This window comes from Joostella atrarenae, assembly GCF_021764745.1.
GTDB lineage: Bacteria > Bacteroidota > Bacteroidia > Flavobacteriales > Flavobacteriaceae > Galbibacter > Galbibacter atrarenae.
The window spans coordinates 163,400-189,247 of sequence record NZ_JAETXX010000002.1 but is presented as its reverse complement, the minus strand read 5'-3'; the positions used below and the strand labels follow the sequence as shown (position 1 = coordinate 189,247).

The following is a 25,848-nucleotide window of genomic DNA, read 5'->3' as shown; positions in this document are numbered from 1 at the left end:
TGTGTTAATTTTAGCACGGGGTTTTTATATTTTTCGGGTTCTCCCTCCTACGCAATTCTTATTTTATAATCTGTAGACTTAGTGGATAATTTGCCACTTCTCCATTACTTACTTTTATTGCATTTATAATCGGAAAAATAAAAGCTATAATTCCTATTGCAATTAGTGTTAGGATTCCAAATCCAAAGAATAAAATTAATGGAATGCTTAAAATGGAATATATCAAAATACTTAATTGGAAGTTGATGATATTCTTTCCATTTTGATCCATATCGATCACATTATCTTTATTACATAACCAAAGAATTAGCGGAGCTATAAGTCCTCCAAATCCGGTAACATAAGTTAATAACTGACTTAAATGGGTAACTACTAATAATTGACTGTCTGTTCGTTGCATAATTTCTTTATGATTGATGGTTATACTATATAGACGAGCCTAAATTACTTTTGTTACAAGAAATTATTCATTTTTTTCTTCTCCCTCGTTATTTAACGATAAATTATTTGAAAAATCTATTGTACGGATTGGGAATGGAATATTAATATCATTCGCATCAAAAGCCTTTTTAATAGCAATAATTGCAGTCCCTTTAGCTTTAGAAATTTGTAATCCAGATGTAGAGTCTATCCAAAAACGAGTTTCAAAATTAATAGAGCTATCACCAAATTCAGTATAAAAAAAGATAACATTATCTTTATTTTTTACGGCATCGAACTTATCTGCGATTGTCTGCTTTACTAAATCTTCCACAAATTCAAGGTCAGAATTATACGCAACACCACAAGTAAGCATAACTCGAGATTGTGAGGTTACAGAATAGTTTTTAACAGGATTTTCAATCACCATTTTATTGGGAATACAAACCATATTATTATCGGCCTGTCTTATAGTTACCGTTCTAAGGTCGATATCTATAACTTCTCCAGTGTAGTCATTACTTTCTATCCAATCGCCCATTTTTACATACTTCACAAAAGAAAGTACGATTCCAGAGAAAGTATTGGCTAAAGTACCTTGTAAAGCTAAACCAATAGCTAAACCAGCAACTCCAGCACCAGCAAGGAGCGAAGTAAGAACTTTATTTAAATTAAGGATTCCAAGTGCTAAAAAAAGTCCCGCTAATATTACAGTTATAGAAACAAGTCTAGCAGTAACCTTTTTTACAGTTCCTTGCATTGAAGATTTTGCAAGGAGTCTTAACATTAATGTGTTAACATATCGTGAGATAAAAAAAGAACCGGCAAAAACTACAATTGCCAATATAACATTAGGAAGACCCACAACTATTGCATCTAGCCATGAGCCTAACTGTTCTAACATTTTATCCCACGCAGATTCTAATCTCTCTTCCATAGAATTACGTGAAATTAATTATAATATTATTTTAATCCGCCTGTAGTTTTTAATCTCCAAGCATCTAGCATCCATGAAGTTTTTTCTAACTCTCTAATATATGCTCCAATTAAATCGATAGTACCTTCATCTCCACCGTTTCCAGCAGTTTCCACTACTTTTCTCATTTGTTTTAAAATGATACCGTGGTCTTCTAACAAGATTTCTATCATTTCCATATCCGTTTTATCACTATCGGATTCTTTAACATTAGAAGTTTTGAGATAATCAGATAGATTACTAACCGGTTGGTGTCTTAGCGTTAAAATACGCTCTGCAATCTCATCAACTTTTAATTTAGCATCATCATAAAGTTCCTCAAATTTTTCATGTAAATCAAAGAAATTTTTACCAAATATATTCCAATGGAAATTTCTTAACTTTTGGTAATATAAATGATAATCCGCTAAAAGCGTATTAAGTTCTTTAACTGTATCTGCTGTTTTATCTTTATCTAAATTTAAATAATTAATCATAGTTTTAATTTTAAGATTATATTCTAAAGGTACAAATAATGTAGGCTTACTACAATATTTTAACAAGGTTTAACTCTCTTTGTTAAGCATATTAATAAGTTTTTATTTACAAGTTATCTTCATTTACAATTTGTATTTTTGCAGCAAATTCTGTGTATGAAAATCCAAGATAATATTATAGCGTTGGCTACTCCATCTGGAGCTGGTGCCATTTCTGTTTTAAGAGTTTCAGGTAAAGATGCAATTACAATTGTAGAACCTTTATTTAAATCTATTCGAGGAAAAAAACTATCGGAGCAGAAAACCCATACCATCCACTTAGGACATATAGTAGATGGTAATAAAGTATTAGACGAAGTATTGGTTTCTATTTTTAAAGGACCAAACTCATATACTGGAGAAAATGTCATAGAAATATCATGCCATGGATCTCCATTTATTCAGCAAGAAATATTACAACTCTTTTTAAGAAATGGATGCCGAGTTGCAGATGCAGGAGAATTTACACTTAGAGCCTTTTTAAATGGCAAATTAGACCTTAGTCAAGCAGAAGCTGTTGCAGATCTAATCGCCTCAGATAATGAAGCCAGTCACCAAATAGCAATGCAACAAATGCGTGGTGGTTTTAGTAGTGAAATAAAAAAGCTTCGAGAAGAGTTATTAAATTTTGCTTCTTTAATAGAATTAGAGTTAGATTTTGCTGAAGAAGATGTAGAATTTGCAGATAGGACCCAGTTTACAGAACTCCTAAACAAAATACAGCTTGTATTAAAAAGATTAATCGATTCTTTTGCCGTTGGAAACGTTATTAAAAATGGAATTCCAGTAGCTATTGTAGGAGAGCCAAATGTTGGTAAATCCACTCTTTTAAATGCCCTTTTAAATGAAGAAAGAGCTATTGTAAGTGATATCGCAGGAACTACAAGAGATACAATTGAAGATGAAATAAGTATTGGAGGAATTGGTTTTAGATTTATTGATACCGCTGGGATTAGAGAAACTAAAGATGTTGTAGAAAGTATCGGGATTAAAAAAACCTTCGAAAAAATTGAGCAAGCGCAAGTAGTCATTTATATAATAGACAGTATTAAGCTTGTTAATAATAGAGAAAACATCTCTCAAATAAGAGTAGAACTCGAAAAGATAAAAAATAGATTCCCACAAAAACCATTAGTGATTATCGCCAATAAAACGGATACTATTTCTAAGGATCTAACAGATTTTATTGCTGCTGAAATAAAAGATATCGCTGCAGCTAATGTAAAAACTAAAGCACTCCTTATTGCTGCAAAAACAGGAATAGGTGTTGAAGAATTGAAAAATATACTCCTAGAATTTGTAAATACAGGAGCATTAAGAAACAATGAAACCATAATTACTAATTCTCGTCATTACGACTCGCTACTTAAAGCTCTAGAAGAAATAGACCGCGTACAAGATGGAATGGCAAATGGTATTTCCAGCGATCTTCTCGCTATCGACATCAGACAAGCACTTTACCATTTCGGAGAAATAACAGGAGAAATAACCACAGACGATCTATTAGGAAATATTTTCGCTAATTTTTGTATCGGGAAGTAAGTGTAGTTTTTTTTAATCGCACATTACCTTCTTTTAACTGATATTTAATTTATTGAAATTATACTTATTGTATTTACGTTCTGTTACTCCTGAATCACTTTATTTATTAGTATTATGATATAACCAACATTATAACATTACTAATCCAAAGTGTAATATGATACACTAATCATAAACCTTAAGACCCACAATAAATAAAACTACTGGAAAAGTGTAATATATCGCACTATTCTATGATTTTATAAATATATTTAATTACTTTTACAATAAAAGAGCCATATAATGCACTTTGACAAATTAATCTATATAATAAAAGAGCGAAGAGAAACACTACAAGTTACTCAAGAAATGCTTTCTGATATCTCTGGTGTTGGATTAAGAACGCTTAAATCTTTTGAAAGTGGAAAAGGAAATCCAACAGTGCAAACCTTAACTAAACTAGGAGATGCTCTTGGATTAGAATTAACATTTCAAATTAAGAAAATATAGAATAATTAATGAGGCAAGCAGAAGTACTATATAAAGATGAAGTAGCTGGATTACTAATTCAAAAAAATGATGGAGCTTTCCAATTTTGTTACAGCGATAGTTGGTATAGCGATTCGAGTAAACCAGCTATTAGCTTAACCCTTCCTAAAAATGAGCAAGAATACACATCAAAACATCTATTCCCTTTTTTTTATAATATGCTTCCTGAAGGTTCTAACAAAGAAGTGGTTTGTTATGAATTACGATTAGATCCAGATGATTATTTTGGTATTTTACTTTCAGTAGCAGAAAATGATACCATAGGAGCTATTAAGATTAAAAAAGTTTAAGCTGCATGAATAAACCTATCATTAAATATTGCCCAGGAACATTAAAGGTAAGTAATGATGCCTATAGTAATCTGTGCCTAAAAAAAATGTTTTGCGGAAGAAAAGTGAGTCCACTACTCCCCTACGAATCACCATCAAGTACAATAGATAGTTCTATTTTTACAGATAACAGAAAGCGAATATCGATCTCGGGAGTTCAAGAAAAATTCTCTGTAACGCTAGATAAAAACCTTATTAGATTAATAGACAAAAATGAACAAGGATTATATATTTTAAAACCTATTCCCAATGTAGGAAAAAATACAGATCAGATGCCCGCTAATGAGCATTTAACTATGCAAATTGCTAGTCAGGTGTTTGATATAGAAATTGCAGAGAATGCTTTAATGTTCTTTAAAAATGGAGATCCTGCTTACATTACAAAACGATTTGATGTTCTGGATAACGGTGAAAAGTTAGCACAAGAAGATTTTGCCTCACTAGCAGAAAGAACACCACAAACTCATGGTGAAAACTATAAATATTTGGGTAACTATTTAGAATTATTCGAATTATTAAAAAAATATGTTCCAGCCTATCAAATTGAGGCTATAAAATTATTCAAAGTAATCCTTTTCAATTATTTAATTTCTAATGGAGATGCGCATTATAAAAACTTTTCATTGATAGAAACACCACAAGGAGATTTTAAACTAAGTCCAGCTTATGATCTATTAAATAGTAGAATCCATATTGAGGATAGAGATTTTGCACTTGTGGATGGACTTTTACCCCTAAATATTGCACAAGGAAAAATTACAGAACAATTTTTTAAATTAGCTGAATTAGCTAATATTTCTAAAAAGCAAGCTTCTAAGGTATTTAATACTGTAATTACTAATGAAGATAAAGTATTAAACCTCATTAAGGTTTCTTACCTCAATGAAAAAACAAAAAGCAATTACATCCAGTCTTATCAAACAAGACGGAAAAAGCTATTAAGGAAATAATTAATTTTATGATGTCATAATTGATCATAGGTAATCAAAAACAAACAATTTAGGGAAGCTACTTAATTAAGACCCCATATTTTCTCATACTACCATATAAATCAGAACAACAACTCCCCCTCTTAAAAAGCCTCACTGAAACCAAAATAAAGACCTGAAGATTCTCGGCCGATTCCGAAATCTATTCTGAGGTTCATTCTTGGTTGTACTTCCAATCTATATCCAACACCTATATTTGGAACCCATTCTGAAACATCACTCAAACTAGGAGCAACTGTTCCTGTTCCCAACCAAGTTGCTAGGCCATGCTTACTTAACGAGCCATCTGATTTTAAAAACATATGTCTCCATTCTGCCATAAAATAAATAGCTGTTTTATCGCGATATTGTCCTTTTATATAACCACGTAAAGCCGCTCCTCCTCCAATTCTTCCCAGTTCTTCATAAGGAACATCTCCATAAGCTGCTCTCATATATAACTTTGTGGCAATAACATTTCCTTCTCTATAAATTTGATGATAGGTTCTAAAGTCTAACTCATAAGTTTCATAATCATTATCACTACCGAGGTAACTTCCATAGAAAAGAGAAGCAAAGCGGAGATACATTCCCTTCCAAGCATTTACAGTGATATCTCTACTATCATAAGCTAGAGATAGACCTGTCGCGCTATTAAAATTTTCTGAACCAAACTGTAGGTAATTAGCATCTTGTTCCATCAACGGATTAACTTCTGTAACCTTTGTTTTATTTAAATTGAAGTTTACTCCGAGATATAAATTGGGTATAATTCTAAACAAAAATCCAGGAGCCAAAAACCATTGATGGCGGTGATAAAGAGATGTAGTATCGCCTTTTTCTATATTTTGGTTCTCTTCCATTCCGACACCAAAATAATCATCGTCTGCATCAGAATATTTGGCGACAACATTTAAGCGAAAGCGATCTTCTTTCCAAAACGATTGTAACTTTACATTCACTCCTATATTACCCCGCGTACTTATAAATGCTGTGATAGGCAACGATGAACGTTGAATTAAAGAGTCCTTAGGATTTGTTTTAAATGTATAAAGCATTCCTCCTGCAATCAAAAAACCATTCTCTGGTGTATACCCAGGACCTAACAAAGGTGATAAAAAAGGCTCTCCTGCTTCAATTTTTTGAGCTTTTAAAGCTTGCCTTTCTTTAAACCATTTCTTTATACCCTTGTCTTGAGCCAAGGAAAAACTTCCTATTAATAGGAATAATATAAGTATATAGTTTTTTAATAGCATAATTACAGACCAAAGCGGTAATTAAAAGATAATAGCAATTGAGTACGTCCTTTACCAAAACCACCTTCTAATCGATACCAATAATGGTCCCCTTGCATAAATTGTACCCCAAGCTGTAAGGTCCAATCCCCTATAGTTTCTTTTTCAAATTCGTATCTAATTACTGTATCTCCAATATCTTTCCCATCCAACCAATCTTCCATATAATCCACCAATCTATCTACAACCACCTTTTGGGGGCGAGATAAATCATCATACCAATTTTGAGCTGAATCTCCAATTTGCTGCTTTATATCGTCCAACTTATCAGGATCGAGCGTTGCAAAACCATCACTAATTTTTAAAGAACCAGCAGACAAACGCTCTATATATTGATTTTGAGCTCCAACACTAAAACTTATACTATTATCTGAATTATAAAAATCGAAAACCTTACCAACCCTCAATGAAGACACCACCCCAAAAACAGGCTCATCTAATGCTGAAGTATGGGATGACGAAAGGTTTAAATTTGCAGCTCCAAAATAATTATTCCTTCCATATGCCAAAACAATACCACCTCCATAGGTATCTACAGATGGTGTTGTTGCAATATTTAAATTAACTGGAAACCTTATATCAATATTAGCATTCCCTTCAGAATGCGCATAAATTCCGTACAGGTTTAAAAAAGGAAAGATCCAAGCATCGGCACGAATATTAAAAACGTTTGCTGTGTTTTGGACTGGATCAAATTCCACAAAATCCAATTGCTCTAAATTAGAATCTCCAAAACCTACTTTTAATTTTGTTATATCTAAACGTGTTTGTTGATGCACATAATTAAACATAAGTCCAAAAGGTAAGGGCAATCTATGCCCCATACTTTGTATTTTTTCTGCAAAAATGGGAAATAGATAGGGGTATTCTTTTTTACCTATACTGTCTTTTAGTTCTCGTTTATGCATTGGCGAAATTTGAGCTGACACCTGCATTGAAAACATAAAAATTATTCCTAATAAAACGTAGTTTGAGGGAAGAGTAACTTTTAAACTAGTCATACTTTAGGATTAAAAAAACAAACTTATCAATCTAAAATACAAAAAGATATAATTCCTCCTTCAATTATATTTAACATTTAGCTACAATTCATAAAAACACTTCAAAATTTTATATAAAAAAGCCAGAGAAATAAAATTCCTCTGGCCTAACTAAAAATATGTATTTACCTTAATTTTTCTTGTTTAATAGCATATAACCTAAAACACCTCCTATTAATGAAGCTGTAAAAATTCCGATTTTAGCTTGAGTCATATAAACTTCTTCCGTGAATGCTAGCGACGTTATAAATAAAGACATAGTGAATCCAATTGCAGCTAACAATCCTATTCCAAAGAGGTTTCTAATATTCATTCCTTCGGGGAAAGGAGCTACTTTAAGTTTAACTAATAATAATGTAACTCCCACAACACCTATTACTTTTCCTAATAGAAGTCCTAATGTAACTCCCATTGCGACGTTTGTACTAAATAACTGCTCGATATCTATTGATAAAGAAATTCCTGCATTAGCTAAGGCAAATAGCGGAATTACAATAAAGGTTACAAATGGATGCATTGCATGCTCTAATCGCTGTAATGGAGGAATGATTTCTTTTGTTCCCTCTTTTGCTTTATCTAAAATATGTAACTGCTCATTAGTTAGAGTTGGGATTTCATCATTGGCATCCATGGCTTTAAATTTCTTTAGATAATGCTGAATCTTATCTATATATGCATTCTCCCCAATTCTCATATCTGCAGGAATTGTAAATGCCGCAAGAACCGCTGCAATAGTTGCATGAACTCCTGAAAGTAAAAAAGCAATCCACACCCCTATAATTCCAAAAAAGGCATAGAAAAGTATGCTTCGTACGCCCATTTTATTCCCGATAAACATTATCAGAACAAATCCTAATCCTATAGATAAGCTTACAAATGAAATTTCTGAAGTATAGAAAAAGGCGATTACCAATACAGCTACCAGGTCATCTACGATCGCTAATGCTGTTAAAAATATTTTCAATGATAACGGAATCTTACTCCCTAAGAGGTATAAAACCCCCAAAGCAAAAGCTATATCTGTAGCCATTGGAATTCCCCATCCACTACTCACTTCTCCTGTGGGATTTAATATTAAATATATAATTGCAGGAACAACAACTCCTCCAAATGCAGCTGCAATAGGTAATAATGCTTTTCTTGGATTGGATAATTCTCCTCCTACAATCTCTCTTTTCAATTCTAATCCAAGTACGAAAAAGAAAATGGCCATTAATCCATCGTTAATCCAATGAATGAAACTATAGTTTAAAAAAGATTCTCCGTTAAACTGGAGTCCTATTTTATGTTGAAAAAATTCAAAATATTGATCCGACCATGGGGAGTTTGCCAAAAACAGTGCAATGATAACGCTGATTCCAAGCACGATCCCTCCTGCTTTTTCTTGTTGAATAAATTTTTGAATTGGGTAGGTAACTTTGTCAATAGGATACTTTTTTTCTTCGCTCATTGGCTTTATATTCTGTGTTTTTGTTATTTTGTAAAGATACCTTTTTAACAGCCCATTTCGATATAATTAGGATAAGTTTCACATGTTAAATAAGGCTTTTCAGACGAAAAAAAATAGAACTATGTAGGATAATTAGTCGTTTCAATTCAAAATAAAATTCAGATATATAAAAAAGGCTGCCCTTATCAGGCAACCTTTTTTACATAGAACTTTAATTCTCAATAAATAACAGCAATCATAAAGTGATAAGAAATTAAAGTCCTCTGAGGGGGGAACCCAATCTTTAATTATTCAAATATGAATTTGCAGTTGAAGTACGTTCTTCAACATGTCTATTTAATTCGCTAATAGCGGTTAGAAAATCGGAACTAGAGTTTAAGAAAGTGTATCCCGAAACTTCTGTTGTTGCATAAGGCTCAACTAAGGAAGAATATGTAGAATACTTAGATTGTATTGTACTAACATTAAACTCATTAGCTATGGCTTCTTCAACATAAGCATCATACTTTGCTTTATATGTCTCATCTTCATATAAGTATCCAATTAATGGCCATTCAGAATTGCTAACATCAGAGAAATCCATTGCCACTGCTCCTTCTCTATTCCCTTGTTGCAAGGCTTCATTGTTATCCCAAGGAATCCACGACAATTTATCGGTATCTGGGTTATTATAAAGGAAATAATTATGCGTCATTCTACCATACGTATCCCAATTCTGAATCACCGTATTCACTGCTAAATATTTCAAGAATGTATCAGTATAAAAAATGGTCTCCAATTCTTCTCTCCATGCTGCTGGATCTGTAGTTCTATTATCGGCATGTAAGGCTGCAAATAAAGCTTCTATATCAGAGAAATCTGCTTCGTCTTCATTTGTTTTCTTAACAAATACATCTTCAGAGAAAGTCCCTTCAGCAAAACTAGCACCATCACCATCTGGCTTATATAAATTCCCGTCGTCATCAGAGAACTGCGTATCTATTACCGTATCATCAACCTCTTCAACCATAGTATACACTCCAAAATATTCTGGTCCATCTCCATGATCTACATAAAGAGTATAAAAAGCTGTATGTGAAACTGCTAAACCTGCATCTCTAAATACATCCGCAGCTACCTTTTCTCTAAGCATAGATTTATCATTATAGTTATTTTTCAAACTCAATTTCTTAAATCCGTAGAAACGCTGATTATCAATTTGTGGGTAATCATCTTCAAACTCATCAAAATCTAACTTAAAAGATAGTTTCAAGATTCCAGAAGACCAGCTCGATTGTAAACTAGAATTTCCTTTAAAGCGTACTCCAACACGGTACCATTCTATCCCATTATAAAATACTTCGGCAGGAACAAAAATCGGATCTTCATCTGTAGTTACCAAACTATTTCCTCCACCTCCAGGACCGCCACCAGAAGAACTTCCAAACGAACCATAGGTAGCTGTCATATCGTCTAACATACTCTGCCAACGCTCTTCCGTAATTACGATATCTATTCGTTTTACAGCTTCATCCTCAAATACTTCGTCAAAATTAGGATCTGCATCATTACTATGGGTTGCTTCTGTCCAATCTAAAGCTTCAAAATCTGAATCATCTTCTGTTATTGTTTCCTCCGTTACGTCTTCTGTTGTTGCTACATCATCATCAGAGCAAGAAAAAACTACGGCAAGTTGCATTGCTATAAAAAATAATATGCTTGCTTTTTTCATTGTTATTGAATTTTTTTAAGTTTATATAGGATCAAATATCTCTATTAGAACCAAACAAAAAATACATATTCAGCGAAAGAGGTAATATTCTCAGCGAACCTCCTTTAATTTCATTTAAAAAAGTCTTGAAACAATGTGAAATTGGTATAATAACCCTTAAAACAGAACAACCACGTAAGTAGTATATACGATATATTATATGTTTTATTCTACTGAAAAAATCTTATAATTGACTTTTAAATAAGCCCTAATAATTGAAGAATTTCTATTAATTACTTTATGAGAATCAATTCCCTTTTACTCTTATCCACAGCTCTTTCATGAGTTTCTGAGCATCTTCCCTTCCCTTTTCAGTTTCTGTGAACTTTAAACGTCCATTGGGATCGGTTTCTATTTTGTACTGAAATACAAAATCTTGAGCATCGGGATCCATACTCATCAATCCGAAACGGAGGTCATTAAAGAACAAATCATTTTCGTGTTCTGTAATGCTATACCATCCTTTGGAGATCTTAATCATCCGTTGCATTTTATCTTTTTCAATAATAGTTGCAATCAACTCATGGTTTTTAGGACGACTATTAAAAGTAATGGGTTGCGAATCGAATAAAGAGTAGCTTCCTAATAAAAAAGCATCTTCCGTAGCTACATTGGTGTTCCATAAAATGGTATTTAAAGGCGAAGGACGTGTGTCTATTTCTGAATAACTTATGTTTTGCTCTGCTAAAGCTTCTTTAAATTTAGCATAAGAAACCCATTTTAAAAGTAAAGAGAGTGCCAAGTAACTAGTACTTATAATGAGTCCCATTTTATTATAAAAACGACGTTTTTTTGTGGTTCTCTTCTGAAACATTGTAAGTACTAAGAACCCTATAAAAGGTACGGTATACAGCGGATCAATTACAAATATGGATTTAAAGGCGACTCTATACTCAAAAGGCCAAAACAGTTGCGTTCCCCAAGTGGTAAATGCGTCTAAAAGTGGATGCGTAAGAAACCCCCAGAAAAACAATAAACTCCACCCTTTAAAATCTTTATAGGACTCGTACCTAGAAACTAACCAGCCGAAAATGGGAGCAAAAATGATAGAAAATAAAATAGAATGTGTAAACCCACGATGCATTTCTAAGGCTGTTACGGTATCTGTAAAATTACTTGCCAAAACATCGAAATCTGGAATAGTACCAGCAATAGCGCCATATAACATAGCCTTATTGCCTATCTTCTTTCCGAGAACAGCCTCACCAACGGCGGCTCCTAATACTATTTGCGTGAGTGAATCCATATCTTTTACAAACATAACTGTTGTAAACTATAAAATATAGTGGCGCGTATTAAAATTGTATGTTTTATTCTGAATAACTGGTTGCTAGTAGCTGCTCCATAGGTGCTCATAATATAATTTACTGATTATTAATAAATTATATTTTAAAGTTTACAAATTAAAGCACCTTATTGAACTTTTTTACTCTATCTTACTGCTTTAATCCTAAATCATATTATATGAAAAACTTAATTACGAATAAGTTCACTCCAAAAGAGGAACAAGCTATTACCAAGAATATTAAAGATATTGAGCGACTCATTAGCGGAAAAGTAACTGCATTGAATGAAAGTGAGCGCAAAAAATACGGCTCTATTAACGAGATTAATAAGTTGTTTGTTAATAAAACTCATGCTATACACGCTGAAAATCCAGAGCTTAGTGCTCCAGAGGTAGATTGGAATGAGTATAAGAAAGATTATCAAACTCGGGTATTTTTAGAAAAGCAAATCCAATCACTTAAAAGCATTGTTTATCAATTAGAAAGTACAAAAACACTTCACGATTTTGATAATTACCAAGATTCATTGATCGATTATAGCTATTCTCAGTACAAAAAGAATGCTAAAGTTAGCGGATACTCGAAAAAAGTAGATGAGCTAAAACAGTTCTTCATAAAAAGTAAAAGCGAGATCGAGAAATAGAAAACCTTCCCTCAATATAAGTACTAAAGCCTTGAAGCAATTATGCTTCAAGGCTTTTTTATGCGCTTAAATCTAATTAATACGTGTCCTGCGGGGTGAAACAACGCTCTTTATACAGTAAACATCCATTTGGAGAGGTTAAATATCCCTCCAGATAGGTGCTACTAGGTGTCTGTTGGGGTTGTTTATAGGTAATTATACGTAAAGTACCTATCCATAGGGGTTAAGAACATATCTCGATACGTACCATGACGTATCCGTTGGCATGAAAGACGTGTCCAGATACGTACCATAACGTATCCGTTGGCGTGAAAGACGTATCCAGATACGTACCATGACGTATCCGTTGACGTGAAAGACGTATCCAGATACGTACCATGACGTATCCGTTGACGTGAAAGACGTATCCAGATACGTACCATGACGTATCCGTTGGCGTGAAAGACGTATCCAGATACGTACCATAACGTATCTGTTGGCGTGAAAGACGTATCTGAATGGGTAAAAAGAATATTTAGAGAAGTTTTTATGAAACTGACACCATATCAAATTCTATTTTTAATCTGAATAGTTATATTCGCACTTTAAAGAATGAGCAATGGCGACCGAGCAGATACATTATAAACTTTACAAACCTTACGGCATTATCAGTCAGACACACAGTAATGACGAACGGCAAGCTCGAAAGAAAAGATTTCTAAAAGAACTTTATGATTTTCCTGAAGGAATTATGCCTATTGGTAGATTGGATGAAAAATCTGAAGGATTACTACTGATGACTACCGACGGAAAGCTTAGCGATACCATTAACAGAAGTGGAATGGAAAAAGAATACTATGCTTTGGTTGATGGTGATATTTCTGAAGAGGCTATTGATAAAATTCAGCAAGGAATTTCTATAGGTTTGGATGGAGGAAAATATAAAACCAAATCTTGTACTGCCAAAAAAATTGACACCCCTAACCTCCCCGAGCGTAAAAAGAAAATTAGAGATGCACGCCATGGCCCTACAAGCTGGGTTAGTATTACCCTTACGGAAGGAAAGTTTCATCAAGTAAGAAAAATGACTTCCGCAGTAGGTTTTCCTACCCTTAGACTTGTAAGAGTTAGAATTGGTGAAATTACTTTAGATGGTATGCAACCTGGTGAGGTTAGACATATAGAAATCTAAACCTATTACATTAATACATGGTTTATAGGTGCTAAAGATGGTGGAATATCTGTTTCGTCTAGCATTTCTCGTAAATCTATTTCTATAGTTCTACTAAGTGCTGCCATAGGGATATCATTAGGACCACCCTCAAACGGATTTGCTGTATGCTGCCCTACTTGTTCTAAAGAAACAAAAACCCAACCTACTACTACACTAAATGGTATGGTAAACCAAACTCCATATGTGCCTATGTTAGCAAATGGTGCCAATAGTCCAAAAGGTAATAACGTTACAAAAATATGTATAAAGAATAAGTTGATGCTTGAGAACTGACTGGGATACGGAAAATTCTTTATTCGTTCTGCCTTTCCTTGGTGTGCAAAGAAATCTTTTAAACAACTTTCTAAACTAACATATGGGTAATCTGCGATTTCATTTTTAGCTTTCAATCGTCTTAAATCTGCCGATTGTAAACTTAAAAGTTGCGTTGCCCTGTTACTCTTCTTTAAAACATAAGCTAAATCTTCTTCACTTAAAAGAGGCTTTAATTCATCTTCCAAATTGCTCTCCCACTCTGGCACAGGATAGTGTTCTTTATACTCCTTAGAATTAACATCATCCATATTCTCCCAAGATTTTGGAGTACGTAATTGAAAACGAAGTGCCGTTAACCAAGCAATATGTCGGTATACCAGTCGCTTATGATCGTCATTTATTTTATAAGCTGAAGCGGGGTCGTTTACAAAATCTTTCACCATAATACCCCAACTGCGACTATCATTAACAATAGCGCCCCATATTTTCCGAGATTCCCATAGTCGATTATAGGTTTGCGTATTCTTAAACCCTACAATAAAAGCAGCCGCAGTACCTATTAAAGCAATTGGAACCCATGGGAGTGCAATCCATTTAATATCGAATACTGCATAAATAACAGTGGGAATGGTGGCGATAAAAAACAACCAATATATGGCTCTTCGCGTCCAAACTAAAAACTCTTTTGCTGTATATTGTTTTCCTGTGTGCATGGATATGTGTCTTAAAATTGAAAAAAGTAAACTTAATAAATTATAAGATTAATCAATACAAATACAGTTTAAAAATTATAATATATAAACAATATACTATCAAATATGACTTAATTACATAAAAAAACCATCAGCACCTTTGTTATAGATACCGATGGCTATTCAATATTTAAGAGCTATTTCTAATTACTATTCCAAAGTGTTTCAAAAGGCAAGCTATATAATTCAGCAGAAGGCAAACCTCCAGATTTTTTAAGCTCATTATACTGATCCAATTGCTTTGGACTAAGATAAATGGTAGGATCTTCATTATCTGCAATAGCAGCATTTACCTTTGTACGTTGCACCATACTTAATGGCATATACCTAAAGTAGCTGTTTTTAAGATAATATTGAGAGTCTCTATCTGTTTTATAGGCATCAGATTTACTAAATGTTTTTATATGCCTTTTAGAAGCATAACCATCTAACTCTTCTTTGGTTACCATTTCTGGATTGTACAAAACCTTTACCACTTCATAAGAACCAATCCACCCAGGATCTGTAGTCAACACCCCCGGATGACGCCCCAAAACAGACTCCCCCGTCCAGAAACAAGACATGGTATAAACGGCTTCTTTAGTGACACCATATTTATGAACCAAATCATACCCCAAAACTTTTACATAAGCTGGAATCTCTTTCTGAGTAGTCTCCAACGCATTAAGCATTGCGTTATAGATGCTTATAGGATGATAGGTATTGGCTACCTTTGGAATAATATCATCTCCGCTACTATTTATAAAATGTACCACAGGATTGTTCCAACTCGGCTCCTTATAGCGTTCTAGAATCTCCTTATCCTTACCTCCTTTATTATTATAAATTGCCAAAGGCACAAAACTATTTTCTATAGCTTCTACCATTAATGGGAAACTCAACACTTGGTTTCCATAATTTACACAAGTGCTGCAACCAGGCACTTCTTGGAAAAGCATAAAGATAGGTTTACCGGTGCTTTTACTTTCTTGCAAGGCCTCGTTATAATCTCGAAACCAGCTTACTTTTCCTAATTCTACAGGTTGATTACTTACATTGGTTTTTGTTTGCGCTATCATATTTCCTCCTAATAAGAGTATACAAACAGAAAATAAATGCTTGTATAATCTTCGATTTAAGTTATTGAAAATACTATGTTTCTTATCTCTCATAGTACAATTTTAAAGGTGAGTATATTTTCAATATAATAGTCGGAAATAAGACTAATAACTTACATTATAGCAAACATATAGACGCAACAAAGAGGAAGTATATTTTCTTCTGAATTAGGTCCAGGAAATATTTAAAAATGACACCTTTTTATTAAAGTTCATACTAGCTACTAAGCATTATCTTGCTCATGCTCTTCAATATCTTTTCTAAGGTCTAGTTTTCTAAAAGCAGGAGATATAATTCCTGTAGCAACCACAGTAATTATTGTCATGGTACCCCCAAAAACAACGGCAGTAACAGTTCCCATAAGTCTTGCTGTTAATCCGCTTTCAAAAGCACCAAGCTCGTTAGAAGATCCTACAAACATAGAATTTACAGAAGCTACACGCCCACGCATATGGTCTGGCGTACGTAATTGTAATATTGTTTGACGGATAATCATAGAGATTCCATCCAACATTCCGCTAAAGAATAATGCCAATACAGAAACCCAGAACCACGTTGATAAACCGAAGATGATAATACAAACTCCAAATCCGAAGATAGCACCAAGTAGTTTTAATCCCGCATTTTTATTAAGAGGAAAATAGGCCGAAGTAAACATCGTTATTAAGGCACCTACAGCTGGTGCTGCCCTTAATACTCCAAAACCTTGGGAACCTACATGCAAAATATCTTGAGCAAAAACAGGTAATAAGGCTACTGCTCCCCCAAAAAGAACAGCGATCATATCTAAAGTAATAGCTCCTAAGATAATCTTAGTATTGAAGACAAATTTTACACCTTCACGAAGACTTTTAAACACATTCTCCCCGATATTAGGATTTAAAATAGGCTTCTTGGGGATTTGCAATAAATTAATGATAGCAATTAAAGAAAAGGCAAATATTAAACACATAGACCAATGAACGCCAATCCAATTAATACTAAATCCCGCTAATGCAGGACCTAAAACAGCCCCCATTTGCCAAACAGAACTACTCCAAGTAGCTGCATTTGGATATATTTTTTTAGGTACAATTAAGGAGAATAAAGAAAAAATTGTTGGTCCGAGGAAAGCTCGTACAATCCCCCCAAGGAAAACTAAAAAGTAAATACAGTACAATACAATATCTGTAGACCATGCCCCCACTACTTTTGGCCACGTTAAGAGAAAGAGTCCGAAGCTAATTACCGAAAACCCAAGAATACATTTTAATAAGAGTCCTCTCTTTTCCTTCTGATCTACAATATGACCAGCAAATAACGCTAAAGAAACGGCAGGAATTACCTCCATTAAACCAATTATTCCCAATGATAATGGATCTTTAGTAATGCTATATACTTCCCATTCTATTACCACAAATTGCATAGACCATGCAAAAACCATGGCAAAACGTACAATTAGAAATATATTAAACTCTCTAAAACGTAAAGCTGCGTACGGATCGTTTTTTTTCAAAGTAGGATTATTTGAAGTTGGTTTTATATCCAATTCTTGTTAATGGATAATCAAAGGTAACGATATCTCTGAAATTTTTAAACGGTTTTATCGGCAATGATAATTAAGTCACAACCAGTTGAGAACCAATCCTCCAAAGGCAATTTCAGTCGATTATGTGCTATTTTTTTACGACGAAATGCAAAAATTTAACATTTACATATGATCTAATTCAGAAATGCGTCCGTAGATAATACAAAACCACTTAAAATCGAATCGTGAAATGCCTCTTTTAAAAGTACGTTTCAGAAACAGAAAATTAAATGGGTTTTTCAATAAGAATTAAAAAATTTAAACTTATTAACAGATGAAAAAAACAGCAATAACATTATTTACAATTGCCTTATTAACTTCTTGTGTATCGAAGAAAAAGTATGTGGAGTTAGAGCATGAAAAAGGAGAAATCCAAAGTCAGCTTCAAAAAACACAAGTAGAAAAAGAAGAATTGGAGACAAAGTTTTCTGCAATACAAAATCGTGTTGATGAATACAATAGCAAGATAAACAGCCTAACAGAAGAGAACGACAGTAAATTGGTAACTGTTGGTGATGTGGCTGTAATTTCTGAAGAAACTAAAAGAGGAATGCGTACTACACTTCAAAATGTAGATCCTTCTAAACTTAGTGAGGCTAAGACATTGAAAGATTCTATGAATCTGGCGGTTTCTTATAACCTACAAAAATCAATGAATAATAGCAGCTTAAATGAAGATGAAGACATCGCTATTAATATTGAAGAAACTGTTGTTATGATTTCTATTTCTGATAAGCTTTTATTTAACACTGCTAGTTATAGAGTAAGCAACAAGGCTGATGATATTCTCCAAAAGCTTGCAGATGTAATTAATTCTGAGCCTAGTATTGAGGTTATGGTTGAAGGGCATACAGATGCAAGAAGCATCCATAATGAGAGAGTTCAAGATAACTGGGATTTAAGTGTATTAAGAGCAACATCTGTGGTTAGAAAACTTCAGAATGAATTTGATGTAAGTCCAGAAAAACTAATCGCTTCAGGAAGAAGTAGCTTTGAACCATTAGTTTCTAATGATACAAAAGAAAATAGAGCTAAAAACAGAAGAACGAGAATTGTTATTCTACCGAATATCAATAAATTCTTTGCATTGATGGCTTCTAACGAATAATACAGTTTAAAATTAACACACACTTTAAGCTGAAAACGTCTTACTCTTAAAAAGGTAAGACGTTTTTTATTTCTTGGCTTTAGCTTTTACAGGCTTGATAACAAAAGGAGTAAACCAATCCCAAGTTACCCCGATAGAAAACCGTGCATAGCTATCTACAAAACGGTAGTTATAATCATCGAAACCAGCAGAAAACTGCGCTATAAACCCTAAATCTGTATCCCAAGGAAATATCATAGCTCTAGTTTGCACTCGGTAAGGATCTGTAGAAGGATGCGCCCCTAAATGAAGGTATAAATCTTGCCCCACTACATACCTAATCTTATTATTTATATACCCTGAATACTCATATTTAAACTCTAACTGATGCCTCCCATATAAGTCGATATCTTCATCATTATAACCTCCAAAATCAAACAATCCAAAAAAGCGATTGTGATATAACTGATAAGTAAAAGTAAAGGAGTGAATTCGGTGAGGGAAATCATCCAAATCAAGATCATTAATGCGGTAATTAAAGGAAAGCCTAGTTAGGTTTGTAGAGTAATTTCCACTGGTTCTGTTCAGCATTGCTGCCAAATCGGTGTCGTCTGTAATGGTAGCGTAAATCTCTTTACTTTCTTCAGACTCATCATCAAACTCTTCACTAAAGGCACTTTTAGACTGCCCATTTGAGTAATGACCACTTTCAATAGCTAATGTTAGGAAGTTATTTTCAGCAGTTTTAATAATTGGTTGCCATCCAAATAATATCTTATAAGAAGGTGTTTTTATAGGCTTTGAAGTTTCATTATACATTCTCAATTGAGGCTGGAAAGAAGCATATATCGCATAACCAGGAGTAATTGTATCTGCACTCAACGAACGTCTGATATCATTATATATACTATAATACACAACAGGTTTGGCATCAAAAAGCATGGTTTCATAAGGGTTGTTTCCCACTCCCCCCATTACATACGGTCTCTCTGCAATTGGATAATACTCTTTAAAATCGGAAGCCTTTTGATGCATCTGCGCAACCAAAGAAAACGTAGTGATTAAGAACGCAAAAAGTACAACAATCTTTTTCATAACTAACTTATTAAAATATAAAAAGAGGCATTCAAAACAGTAAATACTACTCTTTTGAAAACCTCTTTTAAAAGTACAAATGTATTATTATTTATCGGCAGAAACCTTCCAGATAATTCCAGAATCATCATCATTTACCAATAAAGATCCTTTGGGAGTTACGGTAACATCCACAGGACGCCCGTATACTTCTGAGTTCTCATCACTAGCAATAAAACCACCTAAGAAGTCTTCCGGTTGCTGTGGTTTTCCGTCACTAAAAGGAACAAAAATTACTTTATATCCAGCAAATTTAGCTCTATTCCATGAACCGTGTTGCCCAACAAAAGCACCATTTTTATATTTAGCAGGAAACTGATCTGCAGTATAAAAAGTAAGACCTAAAGAAGCGGTATGACTTCCTACTGGCACATCTGGGATAATTGTTTTATCTACCATTTCTTGATGTGGATCTTCTTCCCAACGAGGATCGTTAATAGCTCCATAATAGCTAAATGGCCAACCATAAAAACCTCCTCTTTTAACGCTTGTAATATAATCTGGCACTAAATTATCTCCCAGTCCATCACGCTCATTAACAGCTGTCCAAAGTTCTCCGTTAGCAGGATTCCAATCCATTCCAACAGGATTTCTAATTCCTGTAGCATAAATTTTTTCTCCAGTACCGTCTAAATTAACTTCTAAAATAGCCGCACGTCTTTCTTCTTCTTCCATTCCATGTTCCCCTACATTACTTGCAGAACCAACAGAAATATATATTTTATTCTTTTCTTTATTCGTAATTATATTTCTGGTCCAATGGTTATTATATCCACCCGCAGGAAGATCTACTATCTTCTCCCCTTCTGATGTGATTTTATCTGCACCTTCATCATACGGATATCTATAAAGTCCGTCAGTATTTGCTACATAGAAATAGTCGTTTACAACTAAAATTCCTAAGTTTTGGTGCAATCCTTCTAAATAAACATGACGTTCATCCACTTCTTCATCACCATTAGTATCTCTTAATAAAGTAATTCTATTTGCTGTATCTTTACCTGTATTTGCTTCAGAAACAAAAACATCTCCATTATCCGCAATGTATGTCCAACGTGGATGTTTTAAATCATCTGCATATCTTGTAACTGTAAAACCAGACAATGCTTCAGGAGTTTTACCTTCAGGCCAATCGATTACAGTACTGGATTTAGCTACAGATTTTGTAGAAAAAGGAGCTGGCAACTCAAGACTACCAATAGCAGTTTCTACAACAGTGGTTGTATCTTTAGCTACTTCATCTGGAGTAGCCTCAGCAGTATCCGTATTTTGATCCTTACAACTAGCTAGTACAATTGGTATGGCTAGTAAATAAATTATTTTTTTCATAGACTTTTAAGTTAAATGGGTTATCATTCTAAGATACATTTTATTCTAGATGATGAAAAGATTCCGCCTAAATTAGCATTAATTTAACAATACAAAGCTGACTTTTTCTAATACTATAAATGGCTATGAATTAGAAAAGTATAGCTATTAAATAATGTAATTAACTAAACTTCAGTTTGGCTGCAATAATATGATTCTTCTTTCTCAATAGAATAGTACTTGCTATAAGAGCAGAAAAAAGCATCACAATAATCATAGGAAAAACAGTTTCATTCTGAAAAATTCCGACCATACTGGAGGCTACAGACCCCATTAGCATCTGAATAGCTCCCATTAATGCGGAAGCATTTCCTGCTGTGTGCCCTAATCTTTCTAATGATAATGCAGAAGCATTAGGAAAGATAAAACCTAAACAGAATAAATAGCTAAAGATTAAAAATGTAGTGATATAAAGGTTTGAGAGCTCAAAATAAGTTACCAAAGCCCACAAAGTAGCAACAACACATTGGGCAATTAATGCAATGTAGATGATTTTCATTTCTGAATGCTTCTTTAATATTATATTGTTTATCTGACTTGCAGAAAATAACCCAGCTGCAATTATTGCAAACACGGTTCCGTATTGAGCTTCATTTAAATTGAAAATTTCTAAATACAAATGTGGAGAACCACTTAAATAAGCATACAACCCAGCATAAGCAATAGCTCCACCAAAAGAAAAGATTAAAAACTGACGGTCTTTAAGAATATTGATATAATTTCTAACTACAGTTTTTGGTTTTAATGAAAAGCTCTTATTAGGAGCAGCCGATTCTGGTAAAAACACAGCGGCAACACCCAATAGCACCAGTGCAAATCCTGCAAGGGTAATAAATATAAACTGCCAATTAAAAGAAGTCGTGATAAAAGAACCCAACGTAGGTGCAATAACTGGAGATACCGCAACTACCATCATCAGCATTGAAAATTTACGCGCTACCTCTTTTGTTTTATATAAGTCTCTTACTATAGCTCTCCCTCCTACTAATCCTGCACAAGAGCCTATTGCTTGAAAAAATCTTAAAAGTATCAGTCCAAAAATAGTATCTACATAAGCACAACCAATGGAAGCTATCATATAAATTATTAAACCAATAAAAATAGGTGTTCTTCTCCCAAAACGCTCTAATAATGGTCCATACATTAACTGACCTATTGCGAGTCCAGCAAAAAAACTAGATAACGATAAAGATACTTTTGCTACATCGGTATTTAGGCTTTTCGCTATATCTGCAAAGGCTGGTAAATACATATCTATAGATAATGGACCAATGGCCGTTATTAACCCTAGAATTAGGATCAGTAGCGTTTCATTCTTTTTATTCATCTGTTTCTTTAGAAATTTAAGGATGCAAAATTACTACGATATATTAGTCTTAAAAAACTTATTGAGAAGAAATGTAGTTAAGGAATTTATAAAGCTTAAAAAGAAGAACTCTAATAATGAAATCTAAATACTGTATTTTAGCAGTAATGGACATAAAATCAAAACATATCCAACAGCAATACGAAGGCTATTTACAAACGCCAGCTTTATGGGAGAATGTTCCTGTTTTTGGGCTCCATCAATTTAAAACTCCTAAACAAGCAATAACTGTTTTTAATCGTGAAACTCCAAAGAACCTTCGCTTAGGAAAACTTGTAGAGTTCTTTGTTAGCAGCGAATTATCGCAAAATAATGATATTAAAACATTACTCGAAAATTATCAAGTTCAAAATGGGAAGCATACTATTGGAGAGATTGATTGCATATTATTGCATGAAAACAAGCCTATTCATTTAGAAGTTGTATATAAGTTCTATCTATATGATGAAAATGTCGGAACTACAGAGATTGAACATTGGATTGGTCCTAATAGAAATGACACCCTTATTAAAAAATTATCCAAACTAAAAGAAAAACAACTTCCTTTACTTTATAATGAATACACAGAGCCAATCTTAGATAAGCTCCATCTTAAGTCTGAAGAAATATCGCAAGCTGTTTTATTTAAAGCACAGTTATTCACACCCTATAAAGAAACCATTGGATTCGAAAACTTAAATAAAGACTGTTTAAAGGGATTCTATGTGAACGTTTCTGACATTAATCAGTTTCACGATTGCAAGTTTTATATTCCATCGAAAAAGAACTGGTTATCAGAAGTACATTTACAAGTTGATTGGATGGTTTATAAACAGTTTTCTGAGCAAATAAATATACTAACCGAACAGAAAATGTCTCCCCTTTGTTGGATCAAATTCCCGAATGGATTAACAAAGAAATTTTTTGTTGTTTGGTGGTAATCATAAAGTTCTTAAAAACAAAAATCGCCATTATTCCTAATGACGATTTTATTGTTTATTTATAAGCTATTAGCCAACAATTTCCTTTTGAGTAATATATGGCTGATTGTAATGTCTTTGCCCAGTAGCTTTATATAAAGCATTTGCTAGAGCACCCATTATTGGTGGGAAAGGTGGCTCTCCTAAACCAGTTGGATGTTCTTTATTTTGCACAAAGTGAACGTCTATACTTTTTGGTGCTTCTCTATGACGAATCATTCTGTAGCGATCGAAGTTTGTTTGCTGAGGTTTACCATCTTTAAATGTTAATCCCCCGTACATTGCTTGTCCAATTCCATCTACAGTTCCCCCTTCTACCATATTTGTTGCTGCGATTGGATTAACTACAATTCCGCAATCTACAGCACAATATACTTTTTGAACAACAGGAGTTTCTTCTTCCATAACCATCTCTAAAACATTAGCTACATAAGAATTATGACAGAAATAAGCAGAAAAACCACGGAATACGTTACTATCATCCTTAGGTGACCAATTAGATTTATCTCGCACCAATTCTAAGACGCCAGCATAACGCTTAGGATCGTAATCGTTATTTTCTCCAACTGGATTATTAGTTGCTTTTTCTAAAAGCTCCAAACGGAATGCGATAGGATCTTTCCCCATGCTCTCTGCAAGTTCATCTAAAAAAGACTGTTCTGCTCCAGCAATAAAGTTTGATCGAGGTGCACGAAATGCCCCAATTGAAATATTAGATTTTAATTCCCAAGACTCAGCTAAGTAATTATCTATTGCACCAGCTGGGAATCTATTTGCAAATAGAGGACTTTCTGGAATTCCTCCCGCTCTCACATGAAAGCCTATTAAATTTTTGTCTTTATCCAAAGCTGCTCTATACGTAGCATGGTATGCAGGACGATAATTTCCAAAAGTCATATCGTCTTCGCGCGTATAAACTAATTTTATGGGAGCTTTCATTTTTTGTGAAATTACAGCAGCCTCCACAACAAAATGTCCATAGAGTCGTCTTCCAAAGCCACCACCCTGACGGGTCATATCTAATTCTATTTTATCCAATGGCAATCCGATTCTAGCAGAAACAGATTTCTCCATAAATTCTGGAGTTTGAATAGGTCCACTTAACATGGCTTTCTCTGCAGTAACATTTGCAAAGAAATTCATCGGCTCCATTGTATTATGCGCTAAAAATGGAGCTGTATAACTACGCTCTATGATTGTATCTGCATTTTTAAAAGCCTCAGCGGGATTTCCATCTTTTCTGACTTCCTTAGAAAGCTTTCCAGAAAGTTTATTCATTTCTTCGAGGTGAGAAGATGTATTTTCCCCACCTGCAGGAATTGATTGTTTAAAACTACCATCTCCAGAAAAATTGGTGTATTCCTCGTCATAACCTTCAAAAGATTCCCAATTTACTTTTAATGCTTTCTTAGCATTCATAACTTCCCAAGTAGAATTACCTACCAATACAACAAGTTCAGGAAAAGCATCAGCATCAAACATACTTTTCAGATAACCCTTTTCATAGGTATTTATACTGAAAACATCTTTAATTCCAGGCATTTTCTTCACTTCCGCAGCATCAAAAGATTTTAATTTCATCCCGAAAGCAGGAGGATGAACAATCATTGCAATCAGCATATCATCGGAATATTGATCAATTCCAAACAATGGTTTTCCTGTTACAATATTCTCTCCATCTACATTTCTAGTTTGCTTTCCTATTATTTTAAAATCATCAAGTTCTTTAAGCGCTACTTCCTCTGGAGTTTCCAATGTAGCAGCCAATGAAGCTACTTCTCCATATCCTATGGATTGATCGCTTTTTTTATGATATATGATTCCTTCTTCCGTAGTAATTTCTTCAATAGGAACTTCCCATTTCTGCGCTGCAGCAGCTTTTAACATATGTCTAGCTGTTGCTCCAGCCATTCTGAGACCGTCCCATGCTTGGCGAATAGACTGACTTCCACCAGCCAATTGACGTGTAAATATTGTGGTGTTTAAAGGAGCCTGTTCTACGATAACATTTTTCCAAGCTACATCTAATTCTTCAGCAACAACCATTGGCATAGAAGTTTTTACATTCTGCCCAATTTCTGGATTAGGAGACATAATAGTAACCATACCATTATCGCCAATTTTAAGATATCCATTTATTTCAAACCATTCTCTTGGTAAATCTGCTACTTGCTCAGGAGATGGATTACAGGACGCAAGCCAACTAAAGCCAATAACGATACCACCTCCTGCTAATGCAGAGGTTTTTAAAAATGATCTTCTACCGTATGATGTTTTTATAAGAGTCACAAGTTTTGTTTTAGAGAT

Annotated in this window: 23 protein-coding genes; 8 read left to right on the top strand and 15 right to left on the bottom strand. The window is 33.9% G+C overall.

The window, feature by feature from the left end:
• Positions 1-58: 58 nt before the first annotated feature.
• From JM658_RS05475 to JM658_RS05465, 3 genes are all read right to left on the bottom strand, one after another.
• Entirely contained in the window at positions 59-400 is a 342-nt protein-coding gene (locus tag JM658_RS05475) for a DUF4870 domain-containing protein (protein ID WP_236958236.1), read from the bottom strand.
• A gap of 63 nt (positions 401-463) precedes the next feature.
• Complete coding sequence (locus JM658_RS05470; RefSeq protein WP_236958235.1) at positions 464-1,357, bottom strand: mechanosensitive ion channel family protein; 894 nt, start codon at positions 1,355-1,357, stop codon at positions 464-466.
• A 26-nt stretch (positions 1,358-1,383) separates the two neighbouring features.
• On the bottom strand, positions 1,384-1,869 hold the full coding sequence (locus tag JM658_RS05465; protein WP_236958468.1) for a Dps family protein: 486 nt from the start codon (positions 1,867-1,869) through the stop codon (positions 1,384-1,386).
• A 159-nt stretch (positions 1,870-2,028) separates the two neighbouring features.
• On the opposite strand from JM658_RS05465, the gene mnmE reads away from it, so the two are divergent.
• The 4 genes from mnmE (at position 2,029) to JM658_RS05445 (ending at position 5,260) form a co-directional block, all read left to right on the top strand.
• The gene (mnmE, locus tag JM658_RS05460; RefSeq protein WP_236958234.1) at positions 2,029-3,453 is read left to right on the top strand and encodes a tRNA uridine-5-carboxymethylaminomethyl(34) synthesis GTPase MnmE; all 1,425 of its coding nucleotides are present in this window, start codon (positions 2,029-2,031) and stop codon (positions 3,451-3,453) included.
• A gap of 282 nt (positions 3,454-3,735) precedes the next feature.
• Positions 3,736-3,942, top strand: coding sequence for a helix-turn-helix domain-containing protein (locus JM658_RS05455; RefSeq protein WP_236958233.1), 207 nt, complete (start codon positions 3,736-3,738; stop codon positions 3,940-3,942).
• 8 nt (positions 3,943-3,950) lie between these two features.
• The gene (locus JM658_RS05450) at positions 3,951-4,271 is read left to right on the top strand and encodes a HipA N-terminal domain-containing protein (protein WP_236958232.1); all 321 of its coding nucleotides are present in this window, start codon (positions 3,951-3,953) and stop codon (positions 4,269-4,271) included.
• Between the two features lie 5 nt (positions 4,272-4,276).
• Positions 4,277-5,260: a type II toxin-antitoxin system HipA family toxin gene (locus tag JM658_RS05445; RefSeq protein WP_236958231.1), complete on the top strand. Its 984-nt coding sequence runs from the start codon at positions 4,277-4,279 to the stop codon at positions 5,258-5,260.
• Between the two features lie 122 nt (positions 5,261-5,382).
• Here the strand turns inward: JM658_RS05445 and JM658_RS05440 are convergent, their stop codons facing one another.
• From JM658_RS05440 to JM658_RS05420, 5 genes are all read right to left on the bottom strand, one after another.
• Entirely contained in the window at positions 5,383-6,480 is a 1,098-nt protein-coding gene (locus JM658_RS05440; RefSeq protein WP_236958230.1) for a BamA/TamA family outer membrane protein, read from the bottom strand.
• A 56-nt stretch (positions 6,481-6,536) separates the two neighbouring features.
• Positions 6,537-7,481, bottom strand: a complete 945-nt coding sequence (locus JM658_RS05435; protein WP_236958229.1) for a hypothetical protein — start codon at positions 7,479-7,481, stop codon at positions 6,537-6,539.
• 262 nt (positions 7,482-7,743) lie between these two features.
• A complete protein-coding gene (gene nhaA / locus JM658_RS05430; RefSeq protein ID WP_236958228.1) occupies positions 7,744-9,063 on the bottom strand; it encodes a Na+/H+ antiporter NhaA in 1,320 nt (439 codons plus the stop codon).
• Positions 9,064-9,346: 283 nt separating this feature from the next.
• Positions 9,347-10,774, bottom strand: coding sequence for a CotH kinase family protein (locus JM658_RS05425; RefSeq protein WP_236958227.1), 1,428 nt, complete (start codon positions 10,772-10,774; stop codon positions 9,347-9,349).
• Between the two features lie 286 nt (positions 10,775-11,060).
• The gene (locus JM658_RS05420) at positions 11,061-12,059 is read right to left on the bottom strand and encodes a metal-dependent hydrolase (RefSeq protein ID WP_236958226.1); all 999 of its coding nucleotides are present in this window, start codon (positions 12,057-12,059) and stop codon (positions 11,061-11,063) included.
• 218 nt (positions 12,060-12,277) lie between these two features.
• Here JM658_RS05420 and JM658_RS05415 point away from each other — a divergent pair, with 218 nt between their 5' ends.
• Together JM658_RS05415 and JM658_RS05410 are read left to right on the top strand one after the other, a co-directional pair.
• Positions 12,278-12,742, top strand: a complete 465-nt coding sequence (locus JM658_RS05415) for a hypothetical protein (RefSeq protein WP_236958225.1) — start codon at positions 12,278-12,280, stop codon at positions 12,740-12,742.
• A gap of 598 nt (positions 12,743-13,340) precedes the next feature.
• Positions 13,341-13,913, top strand: coding sequence for a pseudouridine synthase (locus JM658_RS05410; protein WP_236958224.1), 573 nt, complete (start codon positions 13,341-13,343; stop codon positions 13,911-13,913).
• Between the two features lie 5 nt (positions 13,914-13,918).
• Here the strand turns inward: JM658_RS05410 and JM658_RS05405 are convergent, their stop codons facing one another.
• The 3 genes from JM658_RS05405 to JM658_RS05395 form a co-directional block, all read right to left on the bottom strand.
• On the bottom strand, positions 13,919-14,923 hold the full coding sequence (locus JM658_RS05405; protein ID WP_236958223.1) for a bestrophin family protein: 1,005 nt from the start codon (positions 14,921-14,923) through the stop codon (positions 13,919-13,921).
• Between the two features lie 182 nt (positions 14,924-15,105).
• Positions 15,106-16,113, bottom strand: coding sequence for a VPGUxxT family thioredoxin-like (seleno)protein, type 2 (locus JM658_RS05400; protein WP_236958222.1), 1,008 nt, complete (start codon positions 16,111-16,113; stop codon positions 15,106-15,108).
• 170 nt (positions 16,114-16,283) lie between these two features.
• On the bottom strand, positions 16,284-17,555 hold the full coding sequence (locus JM658_RS05395; protein WP_236958221.1) for an MFS transporter: 1,272 nt from the start codon (positions 17,553-17,555) through the stop codon (positions 16,284-16,286).
• Positions 17,556-17,901: 346 nt separating this feature from the next.
• Between JM658_RS05395 and JM658_RS05390 the strand changes: the two genes are divergently transcribed.
• Entirely contained in the window at positions 17,902-18,735 is an 834-nt protein-coding gene (locus JM658_RS05390) for an OmpA/MotB family protein (RefSeq protein WP_236958220.1), read from the top strand.
• Positions 18,736-18,801: 66 nt separating this feature from the next.
• On the opposite strand, the gene JM658_RS05385 is transcribed toward JM658_RS05390, so the two are convergent.
• The 3 genes from JM658_RS05385 to JM658_RS05375 all read right to left on the bottom strand — a co-directional run bounded on the left by JM658_RS05385 (position 18,802) and on the right by JM658_RS05375 (position 22,543).
• The gene (locus JM658_RS05385; protein WP_236958219.1) at positions 18,802-19,809 is read right to left on the bottom strand and encodes a hypothetical protein; all 1,008 of its coding nucleotides are present in this window, start codon (positions 19,807-19,809) and stop codon (positions 18,802-18,804) included.
• Between the two features lie 87 nt (positions 19,810-19,896).
• Positions 19,897-21,177, bottom strand: a complete 1,281-nt coding sequence (locus JM658_RS05380) for a PQQ-dependent sugar dehydrogenase (RefSeq protein ID WP_236958218.1) — start codon at positions 21,175-21,177, stop codon at positions 19,897-19,899.
• A gap of 160 nt (positions 21,178-21,337) precedes the next feature.
• Entirely contained in the window at positions 21,338-22,543 is a 1,206-nt protein-coding gene (locus JM658_RS05375; protein WP_236958217.1) for a multidrug effflux MFS transporter, read from the bottom strand.
• Between the two features lie 116 nt (positions 22,544-22,659).
• Between JM658_RS05375 and JM658_RS05370 the strand changes: the two genes are divergently transcribed.
• Positions 22,660-23,502 carry a DUF1853 family protein gene (locus tag JM658_RS05370; protein WP_236958216.1) on the top strand — a complete coding sequence of 281 codons (843 nt, stop codon included), beginning with the start codon at positions 22,660-22,662 and terminating at the stop codon, positions 23,500-23,502.
• A gap of 69 nt (positions 23,503-23,571) precedes the next feature.
• Here JM658_RS05370 and JM658_RS05365 read toward each other — a convergent pair whose 3' ends face one another.
• The gene (locus JM658_RS05365) at positions 23,572-25,830 is read right to left on the bottom strand and encodes a xanthine dehydrogenase family protein molybdopterin-binding subunit (RefSeq protein WP_236958215.1); all 2,259 of its coding nucleotides are present in this window, start codon (positions 25,828-25,830) and stop codon (positions 23,572-23,574) included.
• Positions 25,831-25,848: the final 18 nt, after the last annotated feature.